Here is a 25,087-nt window from a genome sequence, read left to right on the forward strand (position 1 = left end):
CTCTACTCCGCAGGGTGGAGACCGACCCGCCCCCGGTAACGTCCATCACATGAGTTGGAAGCGGTGGCGGCCCGCCATGGAACAGGCCCTCTACGCCGAGGACGGCGGCTTCTACCGCAGGTCGGAGGGCCCGGCCGGGCACTTCCGGACCTCCGTACACGCCTCACCGCTCTACTCGGGGGCGGTCGCCCGGCTGCTCGGGGACGTGGACGAGGCCCTCGGGCACCCGGCCGAACTCGCGCTGGTCGACCTCGGCGCCGGGCGTGGCGAGCTGCTGGCCGGGGTGCTGGCCGCCGTCGGACCGGAGCTGGCCGACCGGCTGCGCCCGTACGCGGTCGAACTGGCGGACCGGCCGGGCGGGCTGTCCGACCGGGTGGTCTGGACCGACCGGGTGCCCGAAGGGGTCGCGGGCCTGCTGTTCGCCAACGAGTGGCTGGACAACGTGCCGCTGGACGTCGCGGAGGTGGACGAGGACGGGGTGCTCCGCTACCTCGAGGTGGCCGAGGACGGCGAGGAGCGGCCGGGCGGGCCGGTGACCGGGGCCGACGCCCAGTGGGCCGCCCGCTGGTGGCCGGCCGACGAGCCCGGCGCGCGGGTCGAGCTGGGCGCCCCCCGGGACGCCGCGTGGGCGGCGGCGGTCGGCGGTCTCGAACGCGGGCTCGCGGTGGCGGTGGACTACGCGCACCTCCGGGCGGACCGGCCGCTGTTCGGCTCGTTGACCGGCTTCCGGGCCGGGCGCGAGGTGCGGCCCGTACCCGATGGGACCTGCGACGTGACCGCGCACGTGGCCTTCGACTCGGTGGCGGCGCCGCTCGCTCTCCACAGCCTGTGGACAACCCAGCGCGAAGCCCTGCGCGCGCTCGGCGTGAGAGGCGCACGCCCGGCGCTCGCGCTGGCCTCCAGCGACCCGGTGGCCTACCTGCGGGCGCTCGGCGCCGCCGGTGAGGCCGCCGAGCTGACCGAGCCGTCCGGGCTGGGCGGCTTCGGGTGGCTGGCACAGACCGTCCGGATGCCGGTACCGCAGGCCCTGCGGGGGCTGCCGGGATGGCAGACTCTGACCCCATGAGGGAGACCACGGTCGGCATCGGCGCGGGTGCAGAGAACTTCCAGGGCGAGCTGGGCACCACCGACATGGTGCTCAACATCGGCCCGCAACACCCGTCCACCCACGGCGTGCTGCGCCTGAAACTGGTGCTGGACGGTGAGCGGATCGTCGCCGCCGAGCCGGTCATCGGCTACATGCACCGGGGCGCGGAGAAACTCTTCGAGGCCCGGGACTACCGGCAGATCATCATGCTGGCGAACCGGCACGACTGGCTCTCGGCCTTCGCCAACGAGCTGGGCGTCGTGCTCGCCGTCGAGCGGATGCTCGGCATGGAGGTCCCCGAGCGCGCGGTCTGGATCCGGACCATGCTCGCCGAGCTGAACCGGGTGCTCAACCACCTGATGTTCCTCGGCTCGTACCCCCTGGAACTCGGCGGGATCACCCCGGTCTTCCACGCCTTTCACGGCCGCGAGGAACTCCAGCACGTCCTGGAGGAGGCCTCCGGCGGCCGGATGCACTACATGTTCAACCGGGTCGGCGGCCTCAAGGAGGACGTCCCGGCCGGCTGGCTCGGCCGGGTCCGGGCCGCCGTCGCCACCGTGCGGTCGCAGCTGCCGGTCTTCGAGGACCTCGTCCTCGGCAACGAGATCTTCCGGGGCCGGACGGCGGGCGTCGGCGTACTCACCCGCGAGCAGGTGCACGCGTACGGCGTCAGCGGCCCGATCGCCCGCGCCAGCGGCGTCGACTTCGACCTGCGGCGCGACGAGCCCTACCTCGCGTACGGCGAGCTGCAGGACGTCCTCACCGTGGTGACCCGCGAGGAGGGCGACTGCCTGGCCCGCTTCGAGTGCCTGATCGAGCAGACCGCCAACTCCCTCGACCTCGCCGACGCCTGCCTCGACCGGCTCGCCGGCCTCCCGCAGGGGCCGGTCAACCTGCGGCTGCCGAAGGTGCTCAAGGCCCCCGAGGGCACCACGTACGCGTGGACCGAGAACCCGCTCGGCATCAACGGCTACTACCTGGTCTCGCGCGGCGAGAAGACGCCCTGGCGGCTCAAGCTGCGGTCCGCGTCCTACAACAACATCCAGGCCCTCACCGAGCTGCTGCCCGGGACGCTGGTCGCGGACATGGTGGCGATCCTGGGGTCGATGTTCTTCGTCGTCGGCGACATCGACAAGTAACGGGGTACCGGACGGCCAGGGGCGCGGGAACAGTTCCCCGCGCCCCTGCTGTGGTTACCGGCTGTGGTTCACCGCTCAGACGGCGGGGTCGGCCGGGTGCGGAGCGAGGCTCCGGTCCGCGCCGGAGGCGATCCGCTGCTCGCAGAGGCCGGCCAGGACGGCGTAGCCCTCCGCGCCCATCAGCTCGGTGAGCTCGGGGCGGTAGCTGACGTAGACCGGGTCGGGGCCGTTGTGGGCCTCCGGGCTGCCGGTGCACCACCAGTGCAGGTCGTGGCCGCCGGGGCCCCAGCCTCGGCGGTCGTACTCGCCGATGGTGACCTGGAGGTAGCGGGTGTCGTCCGGGCGGTCGATCCAGTCGTACGTGCGGCGGACCGGGAGCTGCCAGCAGACGTCCGGCTTGGTCTCCAGCGGCTCCTTGCCCTCCGCGAGGGCCAGGGTGTGCAGGGCGCAGCCCTCGCCGCCCGGGAAGCCGGGGCGGTTGAGGAAGATGCACGCGCCGTCGACCCGGCGGGTCTGGCGGTCGCCGTCCTCGTCGAACATCGTGATGCCGCCGTCGACCTTGATCCGGCCCTTGGCGTCGGTGCCGTGCTCGAACAGCTGCCAGTTCTCGGGCGTGAGGCGGGCCGCGTGCCCGGCCACCCGCTGCTCGTCGTCCTCGTCCGAGTAGTGCGCGCCCAGCGTGCAGCAGCCGTCCGACTCGCCCCGGCCGGGGCGGATGCCGTGGCAGCCCTTGCCGAAGATGCAGCTCCACCGGGAGGTCAGCCAGGTCAGGTCGCAGCGGAAGACCTGCTCCTCGTCGGCCGGGTCGGCGAACTCCACCCAGGCGCGGGCGAAGTCGAGCGGGACCTCGTACCTCGTGGGCATCGCGAGGTCGACGGTCGTGCCGCTGCTCTTGGGGGCCTTGGGGGTCTTGGAGCCCTTGTCACCCTTGGGGGTTTTGGGGCTCTTGGTCTTCTTGGGGTTCTCTGCTGCCACCTGGCAAGGGTATGGCCTCCGGACTCCATAGAGCGTCCGCCAGTAGGGGGCCCCGGCGGGGCAGGTCGTGAAGTTGGGGTGAGAAACCCACACAGGCCCTGCGGGGGCACCGGAAGCGGGGCCTAGGATGGCGGCCGCCGGGCGCGTACCGCGTGACCGGTGGCCGTACGAGACGGGGGAGGGTGCTCAATGGCTGCGAGTACTGGCGGCGAGTTCCTGCTCAAGCCGTGGGAAGTACACGGCGAGGGGCGGGAGTTCGAGAGCATCTCGAACGGCTTCGCGCGGGCCGCGCTGGCGCTGGAACAGGGGCTGGGCGGGCTCGGGACCCCCTGGGGGAAGGACGACCCGGGCGCCGGGTTCGGCACCGCGTACGGTGAGGCGCAGCCGGAGCTGCTGGCCGGATTGCACGCGCTGGCGGACAAGTTGGCGGGGATCGGGACCGGTCTGCACATGATGGCCGACCAGACGAGCGGTACCGAGAGCGACGTGGCGGCGAGCTTCTCGGCGGGCGGAACCGGCGGAGGCCCGGCGACGGTCTGAACGAACGAGGGGGCTTCATCGGTCCGTACCGCAGCGGCGGCGCGGCGTAGTGCGTTCGACCTGTGTGCGTTCGACCCGTGCGCGTTCAACCTGAGTGCGCTCGACCTGAGTGCGTTTGATCTGTGCGTTCGTTCCGTAGAACCCGAAGGGGGGACCACGTGTCCCGGAAGTTGCCCGAGGAACTGGTCCCGGTGCTGGCGAAGCTCGGTCACCACTGGCCCGAGGCGGACGAGGACGGCTTGCGCCAGGCAGCCGGCCTCTGGCGCGACTTCGGCGGTGAGGCCGAGATGCTCGGCCAGCGCGGCGGGGCCTCCGCGCAGCGCGTGACCGGGGAGAACTCCGGCGGTTCGGTGGACGCCTTCGCTGACCACTGGCGGGCGTTCTCCGGCGGCGGCCAGGGTTATCTCGACGACGCGCAGACGGCGGCCGAGGTGGTCGCCAAGGCTTTCGACGCCGCTGCCACCGCCACCGAGCACTGCAAGGCCGGGATCGTCTCGGTCTGCACCGAGGTGGCCGAGGAGCTCAAGGCGGCCCAGGCCGTCGAGGACAAGGCCAAGAGCGCGCTGGGCGGGGGCATCCTCGGCAGTGTCGCCAAGGTGGTCACCACGGCCGTGGTCGGCGGCGGCGAGCTGGTGGCGGTCGAGGCGGCGAAGCTGCGCGTCGGCGCGCTGCTGGACGAGCTCGGGCACGAGATGGAGCAGGGGCTGAAGACGGCGCTCAAGGAGCCTGCGGTCACCACCCTCGAGCGGCTGGCGCCGGGCGGCGCCGGCTCCGGGAAGTCCGCCCGCTCCGACCTGCGGACCCTGAGCGGGTCCGGCGGCGACGGGCAGCTGACCGGAGCGCTGGGCGGCGGGGTGGCGGGTGGAGCCGCCGTGGCGGGGGTGCGGATGCTCTCCGCCAAGCTCGGCCCGGACGGGCGCGTCATGACGGACGCCTCGGGCAACCCGGTGCTGGTCGACCAGAACGGCAAGACCGTGCCCGGCGTCGAGGGCGTCACCGTGGAGCGGGACGCGCACGGGCGGCCGATCGTCGGCCCGGACGGCGCGGTCTCGGTGGTCGGCGCGGACGGCATGCCCGTGGTCGGCCTGGCGGTCGGCGCGAACGGCAAGCCGCTCACCGACGCGACCGGCCAGCCGCTGCTGGTCGGCGCCGACGGCACGGTCGCCGGCAGCGGGCTGACGCTGGCCTTCGACCAGAACGGCAAGCCGCTCACCGACGCCCACGGCCGCCCGGAGCTGCTCGGCCCGGACGGACAGCCGGTGCCGCAGCCGGACCAACCCGGCCTGAAGTACGGCCCGGACGGCAAGCCGCTGACCAGCCTCACCACCCTCAACTCGGTCGATCTCGGCACGGTTGATCCCAACGCGACCGACCCCAACGCGCCCGGCCTCACCAACCCGCTCGGTCTCAAGTCGGGTACCGGAGGGCTGCTGGGCAGCGGCGGCCCGCCGGCGGGCGGCGGACCCACGTTCGCCACCACGACGACTACGCCCGGGAGCGGCGGCTACGCCGGTCCGGGCACGTCCTCGCCGGTGTCCGTCGCACCGGTTCGCGACTACACCCCGTACGCTCCGCCGGAGCACGGTGGTGGTGGCGGTGGCGGTTGGTACCGGCAGCAGCAGCCCGTCCAGACCTACGAGCCGCCGTCGGGCGGCTACGACAGCACCCCGGTCAGCGACCCGGGCCCGGTGCAGCTCGGGCCGGTCTCGCTGCACACCGACTCCGTCGCGGTCGCGCCGCAGCCGACCGCGCCGCTCACCGGTGACCCGGTCGGTTGGGGCGGCTCCGGCGACGGTGGCGGCGGTGGTGCCGGAGTCGGCGGCGGTCCGCAGCGGGTCGACTCGCCGATAACCGGCGTGTCGATCGGGGCCGGTCCGGTTTCGGGCGGCCCGGTCGCGGCCGGGCCGGTGGCGGGTGGCGTCCTCGGCGGTGTGCCGGGCGGCGGGCCGGTGGCCGGGAGCGGCCCGGTGGGTGGCCCGGTGGGTGGTCCGATGGGTGGTCCGGCTGGCGGCGTGCCCGTCGGGCCGGTGGCTCCCAGCGCTGCGGGTGGTCCGGTCGGCGGGCAGCCCGGTTACGCCGGTGCGCCCGGCGCACCGGGCGTGGCAGGGCAGATCGGTGTGGTCGGCGGGACCGGCGGCGGCCTCCCCGGCGGCGGCCTCCCCGGCGGCGGCCTCCCCGGCGGCGGCCTCCCTGTCCAGGACGGCCGGCAGTCGGCCGCCTCGCGCGCGGCCGGTGCGGGTGTGGGCGGCGGTGCGGTGCCGTACCGGATGTTCGCCGAGACCGGTACCGGCTTCCAGGGCCGTCCGGACGTCTTCGGTTACGCCGAGGGCCAGGCGCCCGCCGCGTGGGCCGCGCCGATCCAGCCCGGGCAGGTCGCGGCCGCGTACCTGGTCGCCAAGTCGTACGGGCAGCCGGGTGTCGGGCCGGCGGTCGAGCGACCGCTGGTCCGAACCGTCGCGGACAGCCGTCCGTATGGTCACTCCGGCGGGCTGGGCCCGGTCGACCCGGCCCACCAGGCCGAGTTGGAGAGCCGGCTGCCCCGCCGGGAGGACCTCGGCTTCGTCCCGCACCCCGATCCGCGCCTGGGCGACTGGCCCGAGGCGCTGAACGGCGGCGGCCCGCGCGAGCCCGGACGGTCCAACAACTGCGTCGACCTCGCGCTCTCCGGCCTGGACACCTTCGCCGGACGCCCCGTCTGCTCGGCCCCCCGGCTGCCGGACGGCCCAGCCGGCGAGCGCGGCGGACGGGACCGGGTGGAACGTGAACTGGGCACCCACTTCCGTGACTTGGGAGCCGGGGAGGGCGCGCTCGCGCTCCTCGCGCAGGTGCTGCTGCACTCCGGCCCCGGCGCGCAGGCGGTGCTGCTCACGCTGGACGAGTACGGCCGTTCGCACACCTGGAACGCCATCGTGCACGGCACGGAGGTGACCTTCCTGGACTACCAGGCGGGTAGGCGCTCCAGTGCCCCGCTGCACAGCGCGGACCACGGCCTCTGGGCCATCGCGGTGGACGCCAGGTCCCGCCCGCTGGACCTGACGGACCTGCAACTCGTGGTCCCCATAACCGTTCCGGCCTCGGTTCCGGCTCCGACTCCGGTCCCGGTGGAGCCGGAGCCCGTCCCCGCGCCGGTCGACCCGGTACCGGTGGAGGCTCCGGCGCCGCCGCGATCCCGCCTCACCATCCACCGGGCCCCAGCGTCCGACAGCACCAGGAGCAAGCGCCGATGACCACCCGCGACCAGGCCGTCGACGTCGCCCACCGCTGGATCAACGGCGATCTGCCGAAGGAGAGTTCGCGCGCCGTCCGGTCGCACGAGTTCGACCTCGGCTGGGTGCTCTGGCCCGAGCCCGTCCCCGTCCAGGTGGACCCGCTGACCGGCGGGCGGCGCGCGCCGGAGGAGATCGGCGCGGCCTGCGCGGTGGTGGACCGGGCGACCGGCGAGCTGACCGTCTGGCCGTCGTTCCCCGTCCCCGACGTGATCCAGCTCTACCGGGACAAGCTCGGCGCGGGTACCTACGACCCGGCGCTGCCGCCCGCCACCGGCCCGGGCCTGCGGGCGGAACTGACCTACCGCGACGGGCTCGGCGAGCCGCAGTCCCTCGTCGTCCGCTCGGCCACCGGCCGTCCGCACCCCGTGCTGCGGGCCTGGCGGCAGCTCCAGCAGCAGGGTGTCCGGGCGGAGGACCTGCTGACCGTCCACACCGACCTGCGGCTCGGCATGCTGCCGGGCGGCTACGCGATGGAGACGGTCAGCACCGAGGTCCCGGCGACCCGGATCAGCCACGAGATCCTCTACGGGCCGCGCTTCGACCAGCGCGCGGCGGCGGTGCGCGCCCTCAGCGCGCTCCAATCCGCCGCCCCGGCCGTCACCGACGGCGGGCCGGCCGCGCCCCGACCCAACCGCGTCCCCTTCCCGGTCGCGGTGCCGCCTGCGCAGCCCGAGGCCGAGCAGGCGCTCGCCGCGCGGCTGGCGGCGCAGTTCGGCCCGGAGGGCGTAGGCCGCTTCGAGGCCGCCGACGCACACGCCGCCGACCTGCCCGAGGCGGTGGCCCGGCCGCTGCTCCAGGTCGGCCTGCCCGTCCGGGTCGAGGGCTACTTCGCCCTGTACCGCCCGGTCTCCGACGGTGTCCTGGACGGCACCAGGACGGCAGCCGCCCTGCCGGACGTGGTCTCCCACCTGGCCGGGGACGACGGCCCCTGGCGGGCCACCGAGCACGCCCGGCAGAGCCTGCTCGGCCAGCACGTGATCGGCACCGACGGCTGGGCGCTGATCACCGTCGACGCCGCCCGGGGCCAGGTCCGCGCGATCGACCCGTACGACGCCACCGCCCGCTACTGCAACGCCGACGTCACCGCCTTCACCCGCTGCCTCGCCCTCCTCGCCGACCGGCTCCCGCGCCTGCGGGACCTGCACCCGTACGCCGCAGGCCCCGCCGTGGCCGAGCTGCAGTGGGCCCTGGCCGGGCTGGACCGTACGGTCTTCGGCGACCCGGAGAACTGGTGGGCCGTGATCGTCGAGCAGCTCTGGCACGGGTTGCTCTAGCGAGCGGCGGGGGTGGGGCTCGCGCAAGTGCGCGAGGCGGGAGGGTGCGGGTCGTTGCCTTCCGTTTCGCGCAGTTCCCCGCGCCCCTGGGGTACCCCTTGGGCGGGGGTGAGGGGTAAAGGGGGGCACAATCGTGGGCGGGTGCGGCTGGTGCCGTGCCGTTGATCGCGAGGGTGTGGTGGGTGTGAAGCTGGCCGGTGGGTACGGGATGCCGCCGGAGTGGACCTTGGGCCGGGTCTTCACCGAGTGGACGTTGGAACCGGTGGTGGCCGCCGTGGCGGTGCTCGCCCTGGCGGGGTACCTGCTCGGGGTGGCGCGGCTGCGGCGGAGTGGTGAACCGTGGGCGCGCGGGCGGACGGTGGCCTTCGGGTCCGGTGTCGCGCTCTGGGTGTTCACCACCTGCTCGGGGATCGGGGTCTACGAGCGGGTGCTGTTCACGGACCGGGCCGTGCAGGCGGTGGTGCTGCTGATGGTGGTGCCGCTGCTGCTGGCGATGGGCGCGCCGGTCACCGTCCTGGCCGAGGGCTTCGGCGGGCGGCACCGGGACCGGCTGCTGGCGGCGCTGCGCGGGCGGGTCTCGAAGGTGCTGATGTTCCCGCTGGTGTCGACGGTGCTGCTGGTCGTGCCGCCGTGGCTGCTGTACTTCACGTCCTGGTACCGGCTCTCGCTCACCACGGACCTCTACAACGTCCTGTTCCACGTGGGGTTCGTGGCGTTCGGGCTGGCGTACTTCTGGCCGAGGCTGCAGATCGACCCGGTGGGGCGGCACTACCACCCGATGATCGGTGTGGTGATCACCGTCGCCGAGGTGATCTTCGACGCGGCGCTCGGCTTCATCCTGGTCTTCGGCTCGCACCTGCTGGTACCGGACTACTGGGCCGCGCTCGCCCGCCCCTGGGGCATGTCCGCGCAGCAGGACCAGTCCTGGGGCGGAGCCGTCCTGTGGGGGCTCGGGGACATCGCCGGTATCCCGTTCATGGTCGCGCTGATCGTCCGGGTGATCCGCGAGGAGCGGGTGCGGACCGTCCAGGTGGACCGGGAGCTGGACGCCCAGGAGGCGGCCGAGGCGGCGGCGGAGGTCGTGGTCGCTGCGGCAGGCGTAACCGAGAAGACCGACGCGGCCGAGGCGCCTGCCGAGCAGGAGCGACCCTGGTGGGAGACCGACCCCCGGTTCGCCGGCCGCTACGGGAAGTAGCGGCCCGTAGGCCGGTCTCCGCTCGTCAGTTGACGCAGGGGATGCCGCCGGCCTTCACGGCCGGCCCCTGCATCGGGAGGGCGCTGTCCGGCTCGGGGGAGCCGCTGCCGCTCGCCGGGCCGCCGGGGGGCGGTGGAGCGGCGTAGTTCGCGCCGAGGACGACCACGATGTGCCCGGCGGGTGTGCCGCCGGACGCCGTCGCCGACACGCCGTACCGGGCGGCGACCTGCTCGGCCGAGGCCCTGGCACCGCTGCCGTAGCTGACCGTGGTGCTCCTGGGGTGGCTGCTCGCCGTCCCGATCCGGCCCTCGGTGAGGCCCAGCGCGACCAGCGCCCGGGACTCCGTCCCGGCGGCGTGGCCGACTGCGGAGGCGTTGAACACGTCGACCGTCCCGGTGAGCTTCTCGCTGCTCGGCGCGGCTGCCGCCGGCGTGCTGGGCGCGTCGGTGGCGGCGTCGGCCGTGGGGGGCGGCGGCGCCGGGTCGTGCCCGGTCAGCTGCATGACGATGCGCTTGATCAGGACCGGGTCGACGGTGTTGACGTCCTCGCCGCCGATGGTCTTGAACCCGGAGATCGGCAGCGTGTTGAACTCGACGTTCCCGCCCGTCAGGTTGGGCGCCTGCTGCGCGAAGTCCAGGATGTTCCACGAACTGTCTATCACCACGTCCTTCTTGACCACGTCGAACAGCGACTGCATCTTGCCCAGGTCGCCGAAGATGCCCTGCTGCTTGAGCTTGTACTCCACGGAGGAGATGAACGCCTGCTGCCGGTGGGTCCGGTCGAGGTCGCCGCCGGGGAGGTTGTGCCGCTGGCGGACGAACGAGAGCGCGTCCGAGGCGTTCAGGGAGTTGATCCCGGCGGGCAGCTTGAGCCCGGTGCCGCCGCCCTCGTGGGTGGCGGTGCGGGCGACGATCGGGTCGCTGACGGCGTTGTTCAGGCAGACCTGGATCGGCTCCAGCGCCTTGGCGATGTCGTAGAAGCCGATCAGGTTGACCTCGGCGAAGTGGTCGATCGGGATGCCCAGGAACTGCTGCACGGTGGCCAGGGTGGACTTGCGGCCGGCCTCCCGGGTCTGCCGCTCGAAGTCGGACTTGGACAGTTTCCGGCCGGCGAGCTTCTGCTCGGCCGCGTCCTTGGCGATCGCGTACGCCTCCTTGATCTTGTGCATCCGGCCGTCGGCGCCGACGGTCTGCACGTAGTCGTCGCGCGGGATGGAGAGCGCGGTGACTTTCCCGCCGTTCGCCGGGATGTGCATCACGATCAGGGTGTTGGTGTTGTAGCCGCCGATGTCGCTGCTGCTGCCCGCGTGCAGCTCGTCCGAGACGACGTTGTCGGGCAGCGGGTTGCCGTCCATGTCGAACCGGCTGTCGAGGCCGATCAGCAGCAGGTTGACCGAGTTGTCCAGGTGCGGCGGTGCGCCCTTCCGGATGTCGTCCACCGCCTGCGAGGTGGACATGCCGTCGGTCAGCGAGTGGTAGGCGTACCAGACGAAGCCGCTGGTGCCGAGCACAACGAACGAGGCCGCGCAGGCGGCGGCCCGCCCGGCGACGAGCAGCGGGGAGACGCGGCGCCTGCTCCGGTTGCCCGGCTGCTGCTGCTCACCCATGACGGTGCCTCCTGCCACGCCCGATCCGCACCAGCACCACGGTCAGTGCCGCCGCGAGCGCCACGATCATCACCGGGAAGCCGGTGATCGTCCAATGCGCCGCGCCGGTCGCCAGGGATCGGACGTTCCGGTACTTGCCGGGGTTCGCGAGCAGCTCGGCGACGGCGGTCACGGCCAGTACGACCGGCGGCCCCGCCGGTACCACCCACCACCAGCCGCCCCGCCCGACCAGGGCGGCGGAGCCGCCGCAGCCGAGGACGGCACAGACCGCGAAGAACAGCCCGACCCCCGGGCCGAACGCCTCGTCGGCACCGGCTCCGAGCAGTGGCAGCCCGATCAGCAGCACGGTCGCGCACCGACCCCGGCCGCCGGACGGACTCCGTCTGCAATGCGACCGGCGCACCGGACGGGCCGTTGTATCCGCCCGGTCGGTCGCGGCCGCCCGGTCCGTGGTGCCCGTCCGGTCCGCCGTGCCGGCCCGGTTCGCCGCGTTCACGCGGCACGCCACGTCCGCCCGGGGCCCGTTGTCCGCGCCCCGGGACGGTGGGGGCACCTGCTCGTTCCGCCGGAGATCCCTGTCCCCGACGGTCACGCCCGTCGCCTGCTCTGCCATGCGCCTCACCCTTGTCCGGTCGTCCTGTCCGGTCCTCCGCCTGCGCCGCCCGGGTCGCGGCGGCCCGGCGGTCAGGACCGGGAGTGCGCCGGTCCCCGCGTCGGGCGTCTCACGACCCGCCGTCGGTTACGGCGGCCACGTGATTAACGACCCCGGGCACGGTTGGTATCAGCACGGGTCGTCCGGCCCGGTTCTCCGGTACGTCCGCGTCCGGGGGTGGGGCCCGCGACGCCGCCGTCACCTGGTCGAAGGGGAGCGGGCAGGGGTTCGCCGTCGAAATCCTGCCCGCCGACGGTGCGGGCGTTCGAGTGCGGCAGGGGCGGGCGGCTCGGCGTCAGGCGCGCAGGAAGGCCTCCAGCGCGGTCGCGAAGGCCACCGGGATCTCGTGCATCGGGTAGTGGCCGGAGTTGGGCATGATCTCCAGCTCGGCCTCCGGGTAGTGGGTGAGCCAGGTGGCGCGCATCAGCTCGGCGGAGAGGGCCGGGTCGTACTCGCCGACGAAGACCTTGACCGGGAGACGGGACCCGCTGATCTTGGCCGCGAAGTCCAGGGTGGTCCACTCGTCCAGGTAGGCGGCGACGGCCTCCGGGCGGGAGCCGGCGACCGACCGGGCGGTCATCCGGTCCAGCCAGACGCCCGTAGCCCGGCTGCCGGTGGCCATGTCGAGGATGGCGCGGCGGTTGGCCGGCCGGCCGGGGGCGCCATGGAACAGGTCGTACGCGTCCGCCTCCAGCGGGAAGGCGGCGGCGGGCACCGGGGTGACCCCGACCAGTTTGCGCACCCGGTGCGGCGCCTCGGCGAGCACCCGCTGCGCCGCCTTGCCCCCCATCGAATGCCCGACCAGCGAGAAGCGCTCCCAGCCCAGCTGGTCGGCGAGGTCCAGGGCGTCCCGGGCGATCTCGGCGAGGGTGAACTCCCCAGCCACGTCGGCCCGTTCGCCGTAACCCCGGTAGTCCAGGAAGGCGTAGGTGAAGGTGTCGCCGTCCAGGTGGTCGAGGAACGGCCCCCAGCCGGTGCTGGTGCCGAACCAGTCGTGCAGCACGATGACCGCGTGCTCGCCGGTGCCGATCGTGCGGTGGCTGATCATGTGCAACTCCCGGTGAGTGGTTTGGGGGCAGCCTGCCCACTCGTCACGGACGGCGAACCAGCCAGGAGCGCGCGGGCCCCTGGGACGCAGGGGATATGACCGACTGTCAGTCGATCCGGCCGGAATCCCCGGTCGCGGAGCTGTGTGCAAGGGGGACGGGCGAGCGGGCCGGATCGCGTAGCGTGGAGAGTTATGCGACTCGGTGTGCTCGACGTAGGTTCCAACACCGTCCACTTCCTGGTGGTGGACGCCCACCCCGGTGCTGCCCCGCTGCCCGCCTACTCCCACAAGGCCGAGCTGCGGTTGGCGGAGCTGCTCGACGCCGACGGCGCGATCACTGACGACGGGGTCGACAAGCTGGTCGGCATGGTGGCGTCCTCGATAAAGGTCGCCGAGGACAAGGGCGTGGTGGACCTGCTGCCGTTCGCGACCTCCGCCGTCCGGGAGGCCGTCAACGGCGAGGCCGTGCTGCGCAAGGTGGCGGAGGAGACCGGGGTGGAGCTGCGGGTGCTCTCCGGCCAGGACGAGGCCCGGCTGACCTTCCTCGCGGTGCGCCGCTGGTTCGGCTGGTCCTCCGGGCGGCTGTTCAACCTCGACATCGGCGGCGGCTCGCTGGAGATCGCCTGCGGCATCGACGAGCAGCCCGACATCGCCTGCTCCCTGCCACTCGGCGCCGGACGCCTCACCGCCCGGCTGCCCGGTGACATCGCCGACCCCGAGGACGTCCGCGAGCTGCGGCGGCACATCCGGGCGGAGATCGCCCGGGCGGCGGGTGAGTTCGCCCGGCTCGGCCCGCCCGACCACGCCGTCGCCACCTCCAAGACCTTCAAGCAGCTGGCCAGGATGACCGGCGCGGCCGGAGCGGACGCGGGCCCGCTGGCGGCCCGGCGCCTCACCAAGGCCGGCCTCGCCGCCTGGGTGCCCCGGCTCGCCGCGATGACCGTCGCCGAGCGGGCCCGGATCCCCGGCGTGTCGGAGGGGCGGGCGAGACAGCTGCTGGCCGGCGCGCTGGTGGCGGACGCCGCGATGGACCTGTTCCGCCTCGAAGAGCTGGACATCTGCCCCTGGGCGCTGCGCGAGGGCATCATCCTGCGCCGCCTCGACGCCCTGGACGGCTCCTCCGAGCGGCGGCCCGCGCTCGCCGGCTGAGGCCAGGCACCCGCCGGGTGAGCATGCTCACGGTCGGCCGAGGCGCGGCCCCATTCCGCCGTCCGGCCGCATACGCTGTGTCCCGTGGCGGAACCAGCGGACGAGGACGGAACGCAGGCGGGCCGCGCTGCCAGTACCGGTGCCGGGCAGCCGCGGGCGGCCGGGACGCGCCGGGCCAGGGCGAAGGCCGCCGAGCCGGTTAAGGCCGGGCCGGCCGCCAGGACGACCGGTAGACCCCCGAAGGTCGCCAAGCCCACGAAGGTCGCCAAGGCCGTCAAGGCCGTGAAGTCCGCGAAGGCCGTGAAGCAGGCCAAGTCCGCGAAGGCCGCCCCGCTGCTGCGCACCACCGACCGGCTGGTGCTGCCCCCGCACCCGGAGCTGCACGTCCCGGACACCAAGGTGCTGCTCTCCACCGCCTCCGTCTACCCCGAGACCACCGCCACCGCCTTCGAGCTCGCCGCCAAGCTCGGCTACGACGGGGTCGAGGTGATGGTCTGGAACGACCCGATCAGCCAGGACATCGAGGCGCTCCGCCGGCTCTCCGACGCCCACCGGATGCCGATCCACGCCGTGCACGCGCCCTGTCTGCTGATCACTCAGCGGGTGTGGACCACCGACCCGTGGACCAAGCTGGTCCGGGCCCGGGCGGCCGCCGAGAAGCTGGGCGCGGACACCGTGGTCGTCCACCCGCCGTTCCGCTGGCAGCGGCAGTACGCCCGGGACTTCGTCGAGGGGATCGGCCGGATGGCGGGCGAGACGGACGTCCGGTTCGCGGTCGAGAACATGTACCCCTGGCGGTACCGCGACCGCGAGGTGCTCGCGTACGCCCCCGGCTGGGACGTCACCGAGGAGGAGTACCGGCACTTCACCATCGACCTCTCGCACGCCTCGACCTCGCGGATCGACGCCTTCGAGATGGCCGACCGGATGGGGGAGCGGCTGGCCCACATCCACCTCGCGGACGGCTCCGGCTCCGGCAAGGACGAGCACCTCATCCCGGGACGCGGCGACCAGCCGTGCGCCGAGCTGCTGGAGCGGCTCGCCCGCACCGGTTTCGGCGGGCACGTGGTGCTGGAGGTCAACACCAGGCGCTCGGTCTCCCCCGCCGAACGCGAGGCCGATCTGGCCGAGGCGCTGGCCTTCACCCGTCTGCATCTGGCCACGCCGGCCCGCGTACGCTGACGGCAACAGTCGTTCTGAGGGGGAGACATGACGGACCTGCAGGAGCTGGCTTCATCCTTCGGATCGGTCGCGGCGGAGTACGACCGGGCCCGGCCCTCGTACCCGGGGGAGCTCTTCGACGAGCTGGAGCGCCTGGCCGGGCGCTCGCTCAAGGGCGCGAACGTGTTGGACGTCGGCGCGGGCACCGGCATCGCCACCCGCCTGCTCGCCGGGCGCGGAGCCCGCGTCACCGCAGTGGAACCCACCCCCGGCATGGCCGCACAGTTCCACGCGATCACCCCGGAGCTGCCGCTCGTCCGGGGCAACGGCAACGACCTGCCGTTCCACGACGGCACCGCCGACCTGATCACCTACGCCCAGGCCTTCCACTGGACCGACCCGGCCCGTTCGATCCCCGAGGCGATCCGGGTGCTCCGCCCCGGCGGCTCGCTCGCCCTCTGGTGGAACGTCAAGGACCGCGACGTCGACTGGGTGCAGGCCCAGGAGGACCGCCTCGCGGCCGCGCTGTCCAGGTACCACGCGTACGGCGCGGTGAACGCGGTCGCCGACCAGTTGGAGCCGTACGGCCTGCGGGTCGGTACCGCCGTGCTGCGCTGGGAGCGCCGGGTCACCGTCGACAACGTGATCACCGACCTCGTCTCCCGCTCCTACCTGGCCTCCCTCACCCCGGAGCAGCGGGAGCCCGTACTCACCGCCGAGCGGGCGGCCCTGCTCGCCGAGTTCCCCGACGGGCAGATCACCGAGCCGTACGTCCTCGACCTCACCGTCGCGACCAAGTAGGGCGGCGAGTTTTTCAGGGGCGCGGGGAACTCCGCGAAACCGGAAGGCTCCCGGCCCGCAGCTTCCTGCCTCGCTCAGTCTCGCGGCGCCCCCAGGTCTGCCCGAATCGCGGACGGAACGTCCATCGGCTGGACCGGAGGCGTAGGCTCGAGAGCCTCAGCGGCCCCGCATCTTCCAGCACCGCAGGCGGCCGCGAACAGCCTCCGAAGGAGTGGAGCACAGTGCCCGAGCTGAAGTCCCGTACGGTCACCCACGGTCGCAACATGGCAGGCGCCCGGGCGCTTCTCCGGGCGGCCGGCGTAGCCCGCGAGGACTTCGGCAAGCCGATCATCGCGGTGGCGAACTCCTTCACCGAGTTCGTGCCGGGCCACACCCACCTCCAGCCGGTCGGCCGGATCGTCTCCGAGGCGATCCAGGCCGCAGGAGGCATCCCGCGCGAGTTCAACACCATCGCGGTGGACGACGGCATCGCGATGGGCCACGCCGGGATGCTGTACTCGCTGCCTTCGCGCGACCTGATCGCCGACTCGGTCGAGTACATGGTCAACGCGCACTGCGCGGACGCGCTGGTCTGCATCTCCAACTGCGACAAGATCACCCCGGGCATGCTGATGGCCGCGCTGCGGCTCAACATCCCGGTGGTGTTCGTCTCCGGTGGCCCGATGGAGGCCGGTCAGGCCGTGCTGGTGGACGGTACGGTCCGCAAGCTCGACCTGATCAACGCGATCTCCGACGCCGTGAACGAGAACGTCTCGGACGAGGACATCGCGATCATCGAGGAGAACGCCTGTCCGACCTGTGGGTCGTGTTCCGGGATGTTCACCGCGAACTCGATGAACTGCCTGGCCGAGGCGATCGGCCTCGCGCTGCCCGGCAACGGCTCGGTGCTCGCCACCCACACGGCCCGCAAGGACCTCTACCAGGCGGCCGGCCGGAACATCGTCGAGATCACCAAGCGGCACTACCACGAGGACGACTACTCCGTCCTGCCGCGCAACATCGCCACCCGCGCCGCGTTCGAGAACGCGATGGCGCTGGACATCGCGATGGGCGGCTCGACCAACACCATCCTGCACCTGCTGGCCGCCGCGCAGGAGGCCGAGCTGGACTTCGACATGCGGGCCATCGACGCGATCTCGCGCCGCGTCCCGTGCCTCAGCAAGGTCGCGCCGAACGGCAAGTACTACATGGAGGACGTCCACCGGGCTGGTGGCATCCCGGCGATCCTGGGCGAGCTGTACCGGGGCGGCATGCTCAACGAGGACGTGCACACCGTGCACTCGCCCTCGCTCGCCGACTGGCTGAAGACCTGGGACATCCGGGGCGGCTCGCCGTCCCCCGAGGCCGTCGAGATGTTCCACGCCGCCCCCGGCTGCGTCCGCTCCGCCACCGCGTTCTCGCAGTCCGAGCGCTGGGACACCCTGGACACCGACGCGGCGGGCGGCTGCATCCGCAGCGTCGAGCACGCGTACTCCACCGAGGGCGGCCTCGCCGTGCTGTACGGCAACCTCGCCGAGGACGGCTGCATCGTGAAGACGGCCGGTGTGGACGAGTCGATCTGGACCTTCAGCGGCCCGGCGGTGGTGGTCGAGTCGCAGGAGGACGCGGTGGACGCGATCCTCACCAAGCGGATCAAGGAGGGCGACGTCGTCGTCATCCGCTACGAGGGCCCCAAGGGCGGCCCCGGCATGCAGGAGATGCTCTACCCGACCTCGTTCCTCAAGGGCCGGGGCCTCGGCAAGGCCTGCGCGCTGATCACCGACGGCCGGTTCTCCGGCGGCACCTCCGGCCTCTCGATCGGCCACGCCTCGCCCGAGGCGGCCTCCGGCGGCACCATCGCGCTGGTCGAGGACGGTGACGTCATCTCGATCGACATCCCGGGCCGCTCGGTCAACCTGGAGGTCTCGTTCGAGGAGCTGCACGAGCGCCGGCTGAAGCTGGAGGCGGAGACCGGCTACCGCCCGAAGAACCGCGACCGCCAGGTCAGCCAGGCCCTCAAGGCGTACGCCGCGATGGCCACCTCCGCCGACAAGGGCGCCGTCCGCGACGTGAGCAAGCTCGGCTGACGCACACTGGTGTTGGAGGGAGCCGCCCCGGCGAGGGGGCGGCTCCCTTCTGTGACTCGCCCGCTCGCCTCCGGGCGCTTTGACCCGCTGCCGACACTCCTCGCTCCGGCACTCTCCCCCAGCCTCCGGCCGGGGGTGCCCCCACCGCTCGCTTGTCGGTCGTACCTTTCGGCAGCGGCGTGCCCTTCGGCTCGGGGCGGGAGGATCGCGGGCCGGGTCATAATCGGACCCGTGACCGAGCAGAGCACCCCCAAGCCTCAGCCCAAGCCCGCCGGAGCCCCCGAACCGGAGGCCATCCGCTGGTTCGGTACCAGCTGGGTCGATCGCGGGTCCGGCTACTGGCTGCGGCGCGTCCTCGTCGCGGTCGGCGCGCTGGCCGCCGCCGTCGCGGTGGCCCTCGTGCTGCGCTTCGGCGTCGGCGGGGTGAAGGTGTCCAACTCGGGCGGCTTCGTCTACGGGCTGCTGCTCGCCGCCATCGCGGTCTGCTCCTGCCTCGCCGCCGTACGCACCTGGCGGCTGCTCGGTGAGGGCCGCGACGCCCTCACCGGCTGGATGGCCGAGGACAGGTCGCTCGGCGCGGTCTGGCTGATCGGCTGCGTCGGCGCGTTGATCGCGTACTTCGTCCGCAGCCTCATCGAGGCCCCCGGCGAGTCCGTCGCGCGGGCCCGGTACGAGCAGGCCACCGAGAGGTACGAGAGCCGCCGCCCCGGCCGCCCAGGCCGTCAGGGCCGGAAGCGGAAGGGCTGAGCTCACCGCCGCGAGGCCGTTCTGCGGTCCCGCACGCGCACGCGCCGCGAGTCGGCGGTTACTTGGTCCGTCCGCTCGGCCAGGCGAGCGCGGGGGAGACGGGCCAGGGGCTGTCGGGGGCCGGTGTGCCGGCGGTGGTGGCCGGCGACGCGGTGGGGGAGGGGGTGAGGGACGTGGTGGGCGACGCCGTCCCGGTCGGCCGGACGACCGGCCGCTGCGGCGCCTCGGCCTTGCCGCCCAGTTGCAGGCCGAGCAGGGCCAAGCCGCAGACGCAGAGCACGATCAGCGCGGTCTGCCGGCTCCGCCCCAGCCCGGCGCCGATCCGCCGGAGGGCGCGGGCACGGCGTCGGCCGCTCAGCTTCACCACTTGGGCGTCGGCCCGGTGGGGGACGGGCTCCGGGGGTTCGCGCTGCCACTTGGCGGCGAGCATCCGGGCGCGGCCGGACTGCTCCTTCACGGTGGCGGCCCGGACGAAGTCCTCGTCCAGGACCAGCCCGTCGAACGGGTCGTCCTGCGGCCCGTCGGAGGGGTGTTCCGGATCTTCGGCAATCGGCACGCGGTCAGTATGCAGATCCGCGCCGACAGCCCCTCAGTCGGGTGGCCGAACTGCGGGGCTTCGGTGCTCACTCTGTGGCGATAGCACCTGTTTCGTACCGTCAGCCCTCGCGCCGCGCCCGCTTCACCGAGCCGACCACCCCGGCCACCACCAGCAGGAGTCCGGCCGGCAGCAGTGAGGTGAAGAGTGCGCCGAACAGGCCCCAGCTGCCCAGGATCGTCAGGGCCAGCGTGTTCAGCACCAGCAGCGCACCCGCCGCCGGCAGCGCCGACTGCCAGGGGTGCTCGTCCACCCAGCGGCGCAGTCGGCGATCGCCGGTGTCCCGCCGGAGCCGGCCGCCGACGGTGCCCACCAGGAAGAAGAAGAACAGTGCCAGCCCGACCGGCCCGGCCAGGATGTCCAACGACCAGTGCCCGGTGACGAGGTCGACCCCGAGCGCCGCAGCGCCCACCACGGTGCCGACGGCCGCAGCCGTCCGCCAGGGCCCGAGCGTCGCCGACGCGACGGCGAGCTGCCTGCTATCACTTCGCGACAAATCTCCGTGTCCCATGCCTCCACGGTGCTCCGCCGCAGGCCCGGACGCCATAGGGGTGACCCCTGAGTTTCCCCTTAGGCCGGTCGGTCCAAGGAGCATGATCGCCGCAGCTGGGAGCACGACGAAGCAGCAGGGGGCTTCGCGCCGGGTCAGGTCAGCGGGCTGCGGATGTCCTGCTCGCGAAGCCCTGTGATGACCCGCGTGACCGTGGGGTAGTCGTCGGCAACGTGGAGGACGGTCAATCCGTGGTGGACAGCGGTCGCGCACACGAGCAGGTCGATCGGACCGGGCGCGCGGTGTTGACCGCAGCGTGGACATCCCCGCTCCGGGGACCTTGCTGGTGCGAGGATGACGGCACAGCGGACCGACGAAGGAGTGGCCATGAGCGGCAGCGGCGCAACCGGACAGAAGATCGCCTTCCTCGGCACCGGCAAGATCGGGGAGGCCCTGCTCTCCGGCCTGCTGCGCTCGGGCAAGGACCCGGCCGACGTACTGGTCACCACCCGCCGCCCCGACCGGGCCGCCGAACTCACCGCCAGGTACGGCGTCGCCGTCGTCGGCAACGCCGAGGCCGCCAAGCTCGCCGACACCCTCATCCTGGCCGTGAAGCCGCAGGACATGGGCACGCTGCTGGACGAGCTGGCCCCGCACATCAGCCCCGACCGGCTGGTCATCTCGGCCGCCGCCGGAATCCCGACCGCCTGGTTCGAGGAGCGCCTCGCCGCCGGTACGCCGGTGGTCCGGGTGATGCCCAACACCCCCGTCCTGGTGGACGAGGGCATGAGCGTGATCTCCGGCGGCTCGCACGCCGGTGAGGCGCACCTGGAGCGCGCGGAGGAGATCTTCCGCTCGGTCGGCAAGGCGCTCCGGCTGCCCGAGTCGCAGCAGGACGCGGCCACCGCGCTCTCCGGCTCCGGCCCGGCGTACTTCTACTTCCTGGTCGAGGCGATGACTGACGCGGGCATCCTGCTCGGCCTGCCCCGGCACGTGGCGCACGACCTGATCGTCCAGTCGGCGATCGGCGCCTCGGTCATGCTGCGGGACTCCGGCGAGCACCCCGTCAAACTGCGCGAGGCCGTCACCTCCCCGGCGGGCACCACCATCGCGGCCATCCGCGAGTTGGAGAACCACGGCGTCCGCGCGGCCCTGCTCAGCGCCCTGGAGGCGGCCCGCGACCGGTCCCGGGAGCTGGCCACCGGCGGGAGGTAAGCGGGAAGCAGGTCGGCAAGTAGCCTGGGGCGGGTGACCTATGACCTGGTGATATTCGACAACGACGGTGTGCTCGTGGACAGCGAGCCGATCTCGAACCGGGTGCTCGCCGAGTACCTGACCGAACTCGGCTACCCGACCACGGTCGAGGACTCGTACCGGGACTACATGGGCTGCGCCGCGCACACCGTGCACGACGTGATCGGCGAGCGCCACGGTGCCCGGCTGCCCGAGGGCTTCGACGGGCTGTTCCACGCCCGGGTGTTCGCCGCCTTCGGGCGCGAACTGACGCCCGTACCGGGGGCGGAGGAGGTGCTGAAGACCCTGCAGCAGCGCGGTGTCCCGTACTGCCTGGCCTCCTCCGCACACCACGCCTGGATCCGCACCGCGCTCGACCTGACCGGCCTGCGCGGGTACCACCCGGAGGGGCGGATCTTCAGCGCCCAGGACGTCGGCATCGGCAAACCCGCCCCGGATCTCTTCCTGCACGCCGCCCGCACCCTGGGCGTCGACCCGGCCCGCTGCCTGGTGGTCGAGGACAGCCGCAACGGCGTCCTGGCGGCCCGCGCCGCCGGCATGGACGTGTACGGCTACGCGGCGCTCACCGACCCCGCCAAGCTGACCGGAGCCGGGGCCACCGGGCTGCTCACCGAACTGCCGGAGCTGCTCCGGTTGGTAGCAGCCTGAGCCGGCCGGTCCGAGATCGGTTCGGTCGCACCCCTCCCGCAAAGCCGTCCCAGCACCTACGCTCTCGCCAACATCCACGTACCGGCGAGTAGCGAGGGCGTCCATGCGGGACATGCCGGACCAGAGCACGGCACGACTGCGGCAGGCCCGAGCGGCCCTGGCGGTCAGCTTCCTGCTGCAGGGCACCACTTTCGCCCTGCTGGTCACCTGTATCCCCGAGATCCAGCAGCAGTACGGGCTCAGCGACGGGCTGCTGCCGGTCTTCCTGGCCGCCGTGCCGATCCTGGCCGGGGTCGGCTCGATCACCTCCGAGCGGCTGGTCCGGCGGACCAGCGCCCGGACGGTGCTGCGGGTAGTCCAGCCCGCCGTCTGCCTGGCCCTCGCGGGGGCCGGTCTCGGCGGTACGCTCTGGCAACTCGCCATCGCGCTGGGGGTGTTCGGGCTACTGGTCGGCGCGCTGGACGCCAGTATGAATATGCTCGGCGTCGGCCTGCAGCGCCGGTACGGGCGCAGCATCATGCTCGGCTTCCACGCCGCGTTCAGCCTCGGCGGCATCGCCGGCGCTGCGATCGCGGGCCTCGGCTCGCACTACCACCTCGGCCTGCGGACCCTCTTCGGCGGCGCGGCGGCCGTGCTGATCCCGCTCGCGCTGCTGGCCGGCACCCGGTTCGCCGGGCGGGCCGAACTCGGCGACGCCGTACGGGAGGCCGCCGAGGCCGCCGCCCGCTCCATCCCGTGGAAGCCGCTGCTGCCGCTCTGCCTGGCGATGGCCTTCGCCTACATCGCGGACGCCTCGGTCTCCAACTACAGCGTCAAGTACCTCACCGACGGGCTCGGCAGCCGGGCGGACCTCGCCAAGCTCTCCTACCTCGGCTACATGGTCGCGCTGCTGCTCGGCCGTACGGTCGGCGACCGGGCCGTGCAGCGCTGGGGCGCCGTCCCGGTGGTCCGGACGGGCGCCGGGGTGGCCGCGCTCGGCTTCGTACTGGCCGCCGCCGCGCCGGGGCCGTGGGCCGGGATCGCCGGGTTCGCGGTGCTCGGCCTGGGCATCTGCGCGATCATCCCGCAGGTCTTCGCGGCGGGCGGCCGGCTCTTCCCCGACGACTCCGACGCCGCCGTGGCCCGCCTCAACCTGTTCAACTACGTCGGCTTCCTGGTCGGCTCGCCCCTGGTCGGCGCCATCGCGGACGCCAGCTCGTACCGGCTCGCGATGCTGGCCCCGGCGGCCCTCGTCCTCGCGGTCCTCCCGCTCGCCGGTCACTTCGCCCCCACCCGCACCCCGGAGCTCGCGTACACGACCGGCTGACCCCGGGGGCTACGGTTGGACCATGTCCGAAGCCCTGCGCGCCGCCCCCTGCGGCCTCGACCTGTACTGGGACGAGGGCGTCACCGCGTACGACTTCGGCCCGGGCCACCCGATGGACCCGGCCCGGCTGGCGCTCACCATGCGCCTGGTCGAGTCCTTCGGCCTGACCGAAGCCCCCGGCGTGACCGTGCGGGCCGCGCCACCCGCCGGGGAGTCCACGCTGCGACTGGTGCACACCGGTGAGTACGTCGCGGCGGTCAAGCGGGTCGCCGCCGATCCCGCCCTGACCGACCGGCGGCACGGGCTCGGGACGGACGACAACTGGGCCTTCACCGCCCAGCACAGCGCCTCCGCCCTGATCGCCGGGCAGTCCGTGGCGGCCGCCGAGGCGGTCTGGCAGGGCGGGCACGGCCACGGGCACGCCGTGAACTTCGCGGGCGGGCTGCACCACGCGATGCCCGACCGGGCGGCCGGGTTCTGCGTCTACAACGACGCCGCGCTGGCCGTCGCCCGGCTGCTGGAGCTGGGCGCCGAGCGGGTCGCGTACGTGGACCTGGACGTGCACCACGGCGACGGCGTGCAGCGGGCGTTCTGGGACGACCCCCGGGTGCTCACGGTCTCGATACACGAGCACCCCGCCACCCTCTTCCCCGAGACCGGCTGGGCCACCGAGAGCGGCGGCCCGGACGCGCCGGGCTCGGCCGTCAACCTCCCGCTGCCCGCCGGTACCGGCGACGCCGGGTGGCTGCGGGCCGTCCACGCGATCGTCCCGGAGCTGCTCTCGGCCTTCCGGCCGCAGGTGCTGGTCAGCCAGCACGGCGCCGACACCCACGCGGACGACCCGCTCGCGCACCTCGCGGTGAGCCTGGACGCGCAGCGGCTGGCGGCGGAGACCGTGCACGAGTTGGCGCACCGGTACGCCGACGGCCGCTGGGTGGCGCTCGGCGGCGGTGGGTACGCCGTGGTAGACGTCGTCCCCCGGTCCTGGACCCACCTGGTCGCGACCGCCGCCGGGCAGCCGGTCGACCCGGCCGCCGAGACCCCCGAGGAGTGGCGCACCGAGGTCCGCCGGCTGACCGGCCAGCGTGCGCCGCTGCGGATGACGGACGGCGCCGAGCCGGGCTGGCGGGACTTCCACGACCACGGCTACGACCCGGGCGACCGCCTCGACCAGGCGATCCTGGCCACCCGCCGTGCGGTCTTCCCGCAGCACGGCCTGCTGCCGTGAGCCGTGCCGCCCTCCGGGAGCACCTGATCCGCCGTCGGCTGGCGGGCCCGGACGTCCCGACGCCGCGTCAGAAGAACCTGCGCAGTTACCGCCTGTTCGGCCAGGGCGACCCGGCCGCGCTGATGGGCCTGGACCCGGAGCGCCGCTGGGGCGCCGGCGCGGTGCTCGAGCTGATGGCCGAACGCTGCGGTGTCCGGCCCGAGTTCGGGTACGGCAGCGGGCCGGACACCATCGACCCCGAACGCACCCTGGACGCCCTGGACCGGCTCGCCGACCTGGTCCGCCGGACCGCCCGCAGCCGGGGCACGGTCCTGGCGGGCACCGGCCACCCCACCCAGCTCACCGCCTTCCACACCTCGCTCGCCCGGGCGCTCGAAGCAGCGGGCTGCACCCTGCGCACCCCCGCGCGGGGCGCGCGCTTCCGCGAGCCCACCCCCGACGGGAACCGGGCCTGCACCCTCGACTACGTCGGCCCGGTGGCGGTCGTGCGCTCGCTTGACGGCGGCCCCGCGAAGGCGGGCAGAATCTCCTCCGGCACCCTGCTGCACACCCACTCGGCGCAGCCCGTACGGCTCGCGCTGGCCGCGCTGGCCCAGGCAGGCGAACCCCTGCCCGACCTGGTGCTGGGCGACCACGGGTGGCTCTGCGGCGCGGGGCGCCTCGGCGTCCCGGCGGGCGGGCTCGCGGACTCCAACGACCCGGCGCCGTTCGTCGGCGAGGCGGAGGGCACCGTCTCGGTGGTGGTGCCGGTGGACGACGGTGCGTACCAGGAGTGCTACAAGCCGCTGAGTGATTACGTACTGCAACGGGCGGATCTCGCACCGTACAAGGACTGAGCTTCTCCCCCTTCCCACTGG

The 25,087-nt window shown here is 73.4% G+C and carries 22 protein-coding genes and 1 pseudogene; 16 read left to right on the forward strand and 7 right to left on the reverse strand.

The window, feature by feature from the left end; all coding sequences use genetic code 11:
* Positions 1 to 49: 49 nt before the first annotated feature.
* The gene (locus P3T29_RS11845; RefSeq protein WP_280716316.1) at positions 50 to 1,066 is read left to right on the forward strand and encodes an SAM-dependent methyltransferase; all 1,017 of its coding nucleotides are present in this window, start codon (positions 50 to 52) and stop codon (positions 1,064 to 1,066) included.
* Positions 1,063 to 2,226 carry an NADH-quinone oxidoreductase subunit D gene (locus P3T29_RS11850; RefSeq protein ID WP_280716317.1) on the forward strand — a complete coding sequence of 388 codons (1,164 nt, stop codon included), beginning with the start codon at positions 1,063 to 1,065 and terminating at the stop codon, positions 2,224 to 2,226. The genes P3T29_RS11845 and P3T29_RS11850 overlap by 4 nt, the downstream gene beginning before the upstream one ends.
* A 75-nt stretch (positions 2,227 to 2,301) precedes the next feature.
* On the opposite strand, the gene P3T29_RS11855 is transcribed toward P3T29_RS11850, so the two are convergent.
* A complete protein-coding gene (locus tag P3T29_RS11855) occupies positions 2,302 to 3,090 on the reverse strand; it encodes a hypothetical protein (RefSeq protein WP_280716369.1) in 789 nt (262 codons plus the stop codon).
* Positions 3,091 to 3,390: 300 nt separating this feature from the next.
* On the opposite strand from P3T29_RS11855, the gene P3T29_RS11860 reads away from it, so the two are divergent.
* The 4 genes from P3T29_RS11860 (at position 3,391) to P3T29_RS11875 (ending at position 9,479) form a co-directional block, all read left to right on the forward strand.
* A complete protein-coding gene (locus tag P3T29_RS11860) occupies positions 3,391 to 3,741 on the forward strand; it encodes a hypothetical protein (RefSeq protein WP_280716318.1) in 351 nt (116 codons plus the stop codon).
* Positions 3,742 to 3,899: 158 nt separating this feature from the next.
* On the forward strand, positions 3,900 to 6,968 hold the full coding sequence (locus tag P3T29_RS11865) for a toxin glutamine deamidase domain-containing protein (protein ID WP_280716319.1): 3,069 nt from the start codon (positions 3,900 to 3,902) through the stop codon (positions 6,966 to 6,968).
* Positions 6,965 to 8,284, forward strand: coding sequence for an SUKH-4 family immunity protein (locus P3T29_RS11870; RefSeq protein ID WP_280716320.1), 1,320 nt, complete (start codon positions 6,965 to 6,967; stop codon positions 8,282 to 8,284). Before P3T29_RS11865 ends, P3T29_RS11870 begins: the two co-directional genes overlap by 4 nt.
* A 184-nt stretch (positions 8,285 to 8,468) precedes the next feature.
* Positions 8,469 to 9,479, forward strand: coding sequence for a cytochrome c oxidase assembly protein (locus tag P3T29_RS11875; protein WP_280716321.1), 1,011 nt, complete (start codon positions 8,469 to 8,471; stop codon positions 9,477 to 9,479).
* Positions 9,480 to 9,504: 25 nt separating this feature from the next.
* On the opposite strand, the gene P3T29_RS11880 is transcribed toward P3T29_RS11875, so the two are convergent.
* The 3 genes from P3T29_RS11880 to P3T29_RS11890 all read right to left on the reverse strand — a co-directional run bounded on the left by P3T29_RS11880 (position 9,505) and on the right by P3T29_RS11890 (position 12,785).
* Positions 9,505 to 11,085 carry an LCP family protein gene (locus P3T29_RS11880; RefSeq protein WP_280716322.1) on the reverse strand — a complete coding sequence of 527 codons (1,581 nt, stop codon included), beginning with the start codon at positions 11,083 to 11,085 and terminating at the stop codon, positions 9,505 to 9,507.
* The gene (locus P3T29_RS11885) at positions 11,078 to 11,698 is read right to left on the reverse strand and encodes a DUF6542 domain-containing protein (RefSeq protein ID WP_280716323.1); all 621 of its coding nucleotides are present in this window, start codon (positions 11,696 to 11,698) and stop codon (positions 11,078 to 11,080) included. Before P3T29_RS11885 ends, P3T29_RS11880 begins: the two co-directional genes overlap by 8 nt.
* 334 nt (positions 11,699 to 12,032) lie before the next feature.
* Positions 12,033 to 12,785, reverse strand: coding sequence for an alpha/beta hydrolase (locus P3T29_RS11890; RefSeq protein ID WP_280716324.1), 753 nt, complete (start codon positions 12,783 to 12,785; stop codon positions 12,033 to 12,035).
* 192 nt (positions 12,786 to 12,977) lie between these two features.
* Here P3T29_RS11890 and P3T29_RS11895 point away from each other — a divergent pair, with 192 nt between their 5' ends.
* The 5 genes from P3T29_RS11895 (at position 12,978) to P3T29_RS11915 (ending at position 18,709) form a co-directional block, all read left to right on the forward strand.
* On the forward strand, positions 12,978 to 13,934 hold the full coding sequence (locus tag P3T29_RS11895) for a Ppx/GppA phosphatase family protein (RefSeq protein ID WP_280716325.1): 957 nt from the start codon (positions 12,978 to 12,980) through the stop codon (positions 13,932 to 13,934).
* 378 nt (positions 13,935 to 14,312) lie between these two features.
* Entirely contained in the window at positions 14,313 to 15,116 is an 804-nt protein-coding gene (locus P3T29_RS11900; RefSeq protein WP_280716370.1) for a sugar phosphate isomerase/epimerase, read from the forward strand.
* Positions 15,117 to 15,143: 27 nt separating this feature from the next.
* Entirely contained in the window at positions 15,144 to 15,896 is a 753-nt protein-coding gene (locus tag P3T29_RS11905; protein WP_280716326.1) for a class I SAM-dependent methyltransferase, read from the forward strand.
* Between the two features lie 221 nt (positions 15,897 to 16,117).
* Positions 16,118 to 17,962 (forward strand): dihydroxy-acid dehydratase, encoded by a 1,845-nt coding sequence (gene ilvD / locus P3T29_RS11910; protein WP_280716327.1) that lies wholly within the window; start codon positions 16,118 to 16,120, stop codon positions 17,960 to 17,962.
* 231 nt (positions 17,963 to 18,193) lie between these two features.
* Positions 18,194 to 18,709 carry a hypothetical protein gene (locus tag P3T29_RS11915; RefSeq protein ID WP_280716328.1) on the forward strand — a complete coding sequence of 172 codons (516 nt, stop codon included), beginning with the start codon at positions 18,194 to 18,196 and terminating at the stop codon, positions 18,707 to 18,709.
* A gap of 58 nt (positions 18,710 to 18,767) precedes the next feature.
* On the opposite strand, the gene P3T29_RS11920 is transcribed toward P3T29_RS11915, so the two are convergent.
* From P3T29_RS11920 to P3T29_RS11930, 3 genes and pseudogenes are all read right to left on the reverse strand, one after another.
* Positions 18,768 to 19,265, reverse strand: a complete 498-nt coding sequence (locus tag P3T29_RS11920; RefSeq protein WP_280716375.1) for a hypothetical protein — start codon at positions 19,263 to 19,265, stop codon at positions 18,768 to 18,770.
* A gap of 100 nt (positions 19,266 to 19,365) precedes the next feature.
* Positions 19,366 to 19,800 carry a hypothetical protein gene (locus P3T29_RS11925; RefSeq protein ID WP_280716329.1) on the reverse strand — a complete coding sequence of 145 codons (435 nt, stop codon included), beginning with the start codon at positions 19,798 to 19,800 and terminating at the stop codon, positions 19,366 to 19,368.
* A 149-nt stretch (positions 19,801 to 19,949) separates the two neighbouring features.
* Positions 19,950 to 20,111 (reverse strand): annotated as a pseudogene (locus tag P3T29_RS11930) (VapC toxin family PIN domain ribonuclease); the annotation flags it as partial.
* A gap of 70 nt (positions 20,112 to 20,181) precedes the next feature.
* Here P3T29_RS11930 and proC point away from each other — a divergent pair.
* The 5 genes from proC to P3T29_RS11955 all read left to right on the forward strand — a co-directional run bounded on the left by proC (position 20,182) and on the right by P3T29_RS11955 (position 25,066).
* Positions 20,182 to 21,009 (forward strand): pyrroline-5-carboxylate reductase, encoded by an 828-nt coding sequence (gene proC, locus P3T29_RS11935; protein WP_280716330.1) that lies wholly within the window; start codon positions 20,182 to 20,184, stop codon positions 21,007 to 21,009.
* 33 nt (positions 21,010 to 21,042) lie between these two features.
* Entirely contained in the window at positions 21,043 to 21,696 is a 654-nt protein-coding gene (locus P3T29_RS11940) for an HAD family hydrolase (RefSeq protein WP_280716331.1), read from the forward strand.
* A gap of 112 nt (positions 21,697 to 21,808) precedes the next feature.
* Positions 21,809 to 23,002: an MFS transporter gene (locus tag P3T29_RS11945; RefSeq protein ID WP_280716332.1), complete on the forward strand. Its 1,194-nt coding sequence runs from the start codon at positions 21,809 to 21,811 to the stop codon at positions 23,000 to 23,002.
* Positions 23,003 to 23,024: 22 nt separating this feature from the next.
* Positions 23,025 to 24,230: an acetoin utilization protein AcuC gene (locus tag P3T29_RS11950; protein WP_280716333.1), complete on the forward strand. Its 1,206-nt coding sequence runs from the start codon at positions 23,025 to 23,027 to the stop codon at positions 24,228 to 24,230.
* A complete protein-coding gene (locus tag P3T29_RS11955) occupies positions 24,227 to 25,066 on the forward strand; it encodes a phosphatase (protein ID WP_280716334.1) in 840 nt (279 codons plus the stop codon). The genes P3T29_RS11950 and P3T29_RS11955 overlap by 4 nt, the downstream gene beginning before the upstream one ends.
* Positions 25,067 to 25,087 lie beyond the last annotated feature (21 nt).

The sequence above is a fragment of the Kitasatospora sp. MAP5-34 genome (assembly GCF_029894335.1).
GTDB lineage: Bacteria > Actinomycetota > Actinomycetes > Streptomycetales > Streptomycetaceae > Kitasatospora.

What these genes read in the sequence shown, in the direction of transcription:
- P3T29_RS11845 (WP_280716316.1), top strand. Translation starts at nt 50, where the DNA reads ATGAGTTGGAAGCGGTGGCGGCCCGCCATGGAACAGGCCCTCTACGCC.
- P3T29_RS11850 (WP_280716317.1), top strand. Translation starts at nt 1,063, where the DNA reads ATGAGGGAGACCACGGTCGGCATCGGCGCGGGTGCAGAGAACTTCCAG.
- P3T29_RS11855 (WP_280716369.1), bottom strand. Translation starts at nt 3,090, where the DNA reads ATGCCCACGAGGTACGAGGTCCCGCTCGACTTCGCCCGCGCCTGGGTG.
- P3T29_RS11860 (WP_280716318.1), top strand. Translation starts at nt 3,391, where the DNA reads ATGGCTGCGAGTACTGGCGGCGAGTTCCTGCTCAAGCCGTGGGAAGTA.
- P3T29_RS11870 (WP_280716320.1), top strand. Translation starts at nt 6,965, where the DNA reads ATGACCACCCGCGACCAGGCCGTCGACGTCGCCCACCGCTGGATCAAC.
- P3T29_RS11880 (WP_280716322.1), bottom strand. Translation starts at nt 11,085, where the DNA reads ATGGGTGAGCAGCAGCAGCCGGGCAACCGGAGCAGGCGCCGCGTCTCC.
- P3T29_RS11885 (WP_280716323.1), bottom strand. Translation starts at nt 11,698, where the DNA reads ATGGCAGAGCAGGCGACGGGCGTGACCGTCGGGGACAGGGATCTCCGG.
- P3T29_RS11890 (WP_280716324.1), bottom strand. Translation starts at nt 12,785, where the DNA reads ATGATCAGCCACCGCACGATCGGCACCGGCGAGCACGCGGTCATCGTG.
- P3T29_RS11895 (WP_280716325.1), top strand. Translation starts at nt 12,978, where the DNA reads ATGCGACTCGGTGTGCTCGACGTAGGTTCCAACACCGTCCACTTCCTG.
- P3T29_RS11905 (WP_280716326.1), top strand. Translation starts at nt 15,144, where the DNA reads ATGACGGACCTGCAGGAGCTGGCTTCATCCTTCGGATCGGTCGCGGCG.
- proC (WP_280716330.1), top strand. Translation starts at nt 20,182, where the DNA reads ATGAGCGGCAGCGGCGCAACCGGACAGAAGATCGCCTTCCTCGGCACC.
- P3T29_RS11945 (WP_280716332.1), top strand. Translation starts at nt 21,809, where the DNA reads ATGCCGGACCAGAGCACGGCACGACTGCGGCAGGCCCGAGCGGCCCTG.
- P3T29_RS11950 (WP_280716333.1), top strand. Translation starts at nt 23,025, where the DNA reads ATGTCCGAAGCCCTGCGCGCCGCCCCCTGCGGCCTCGACCTGTACTGG.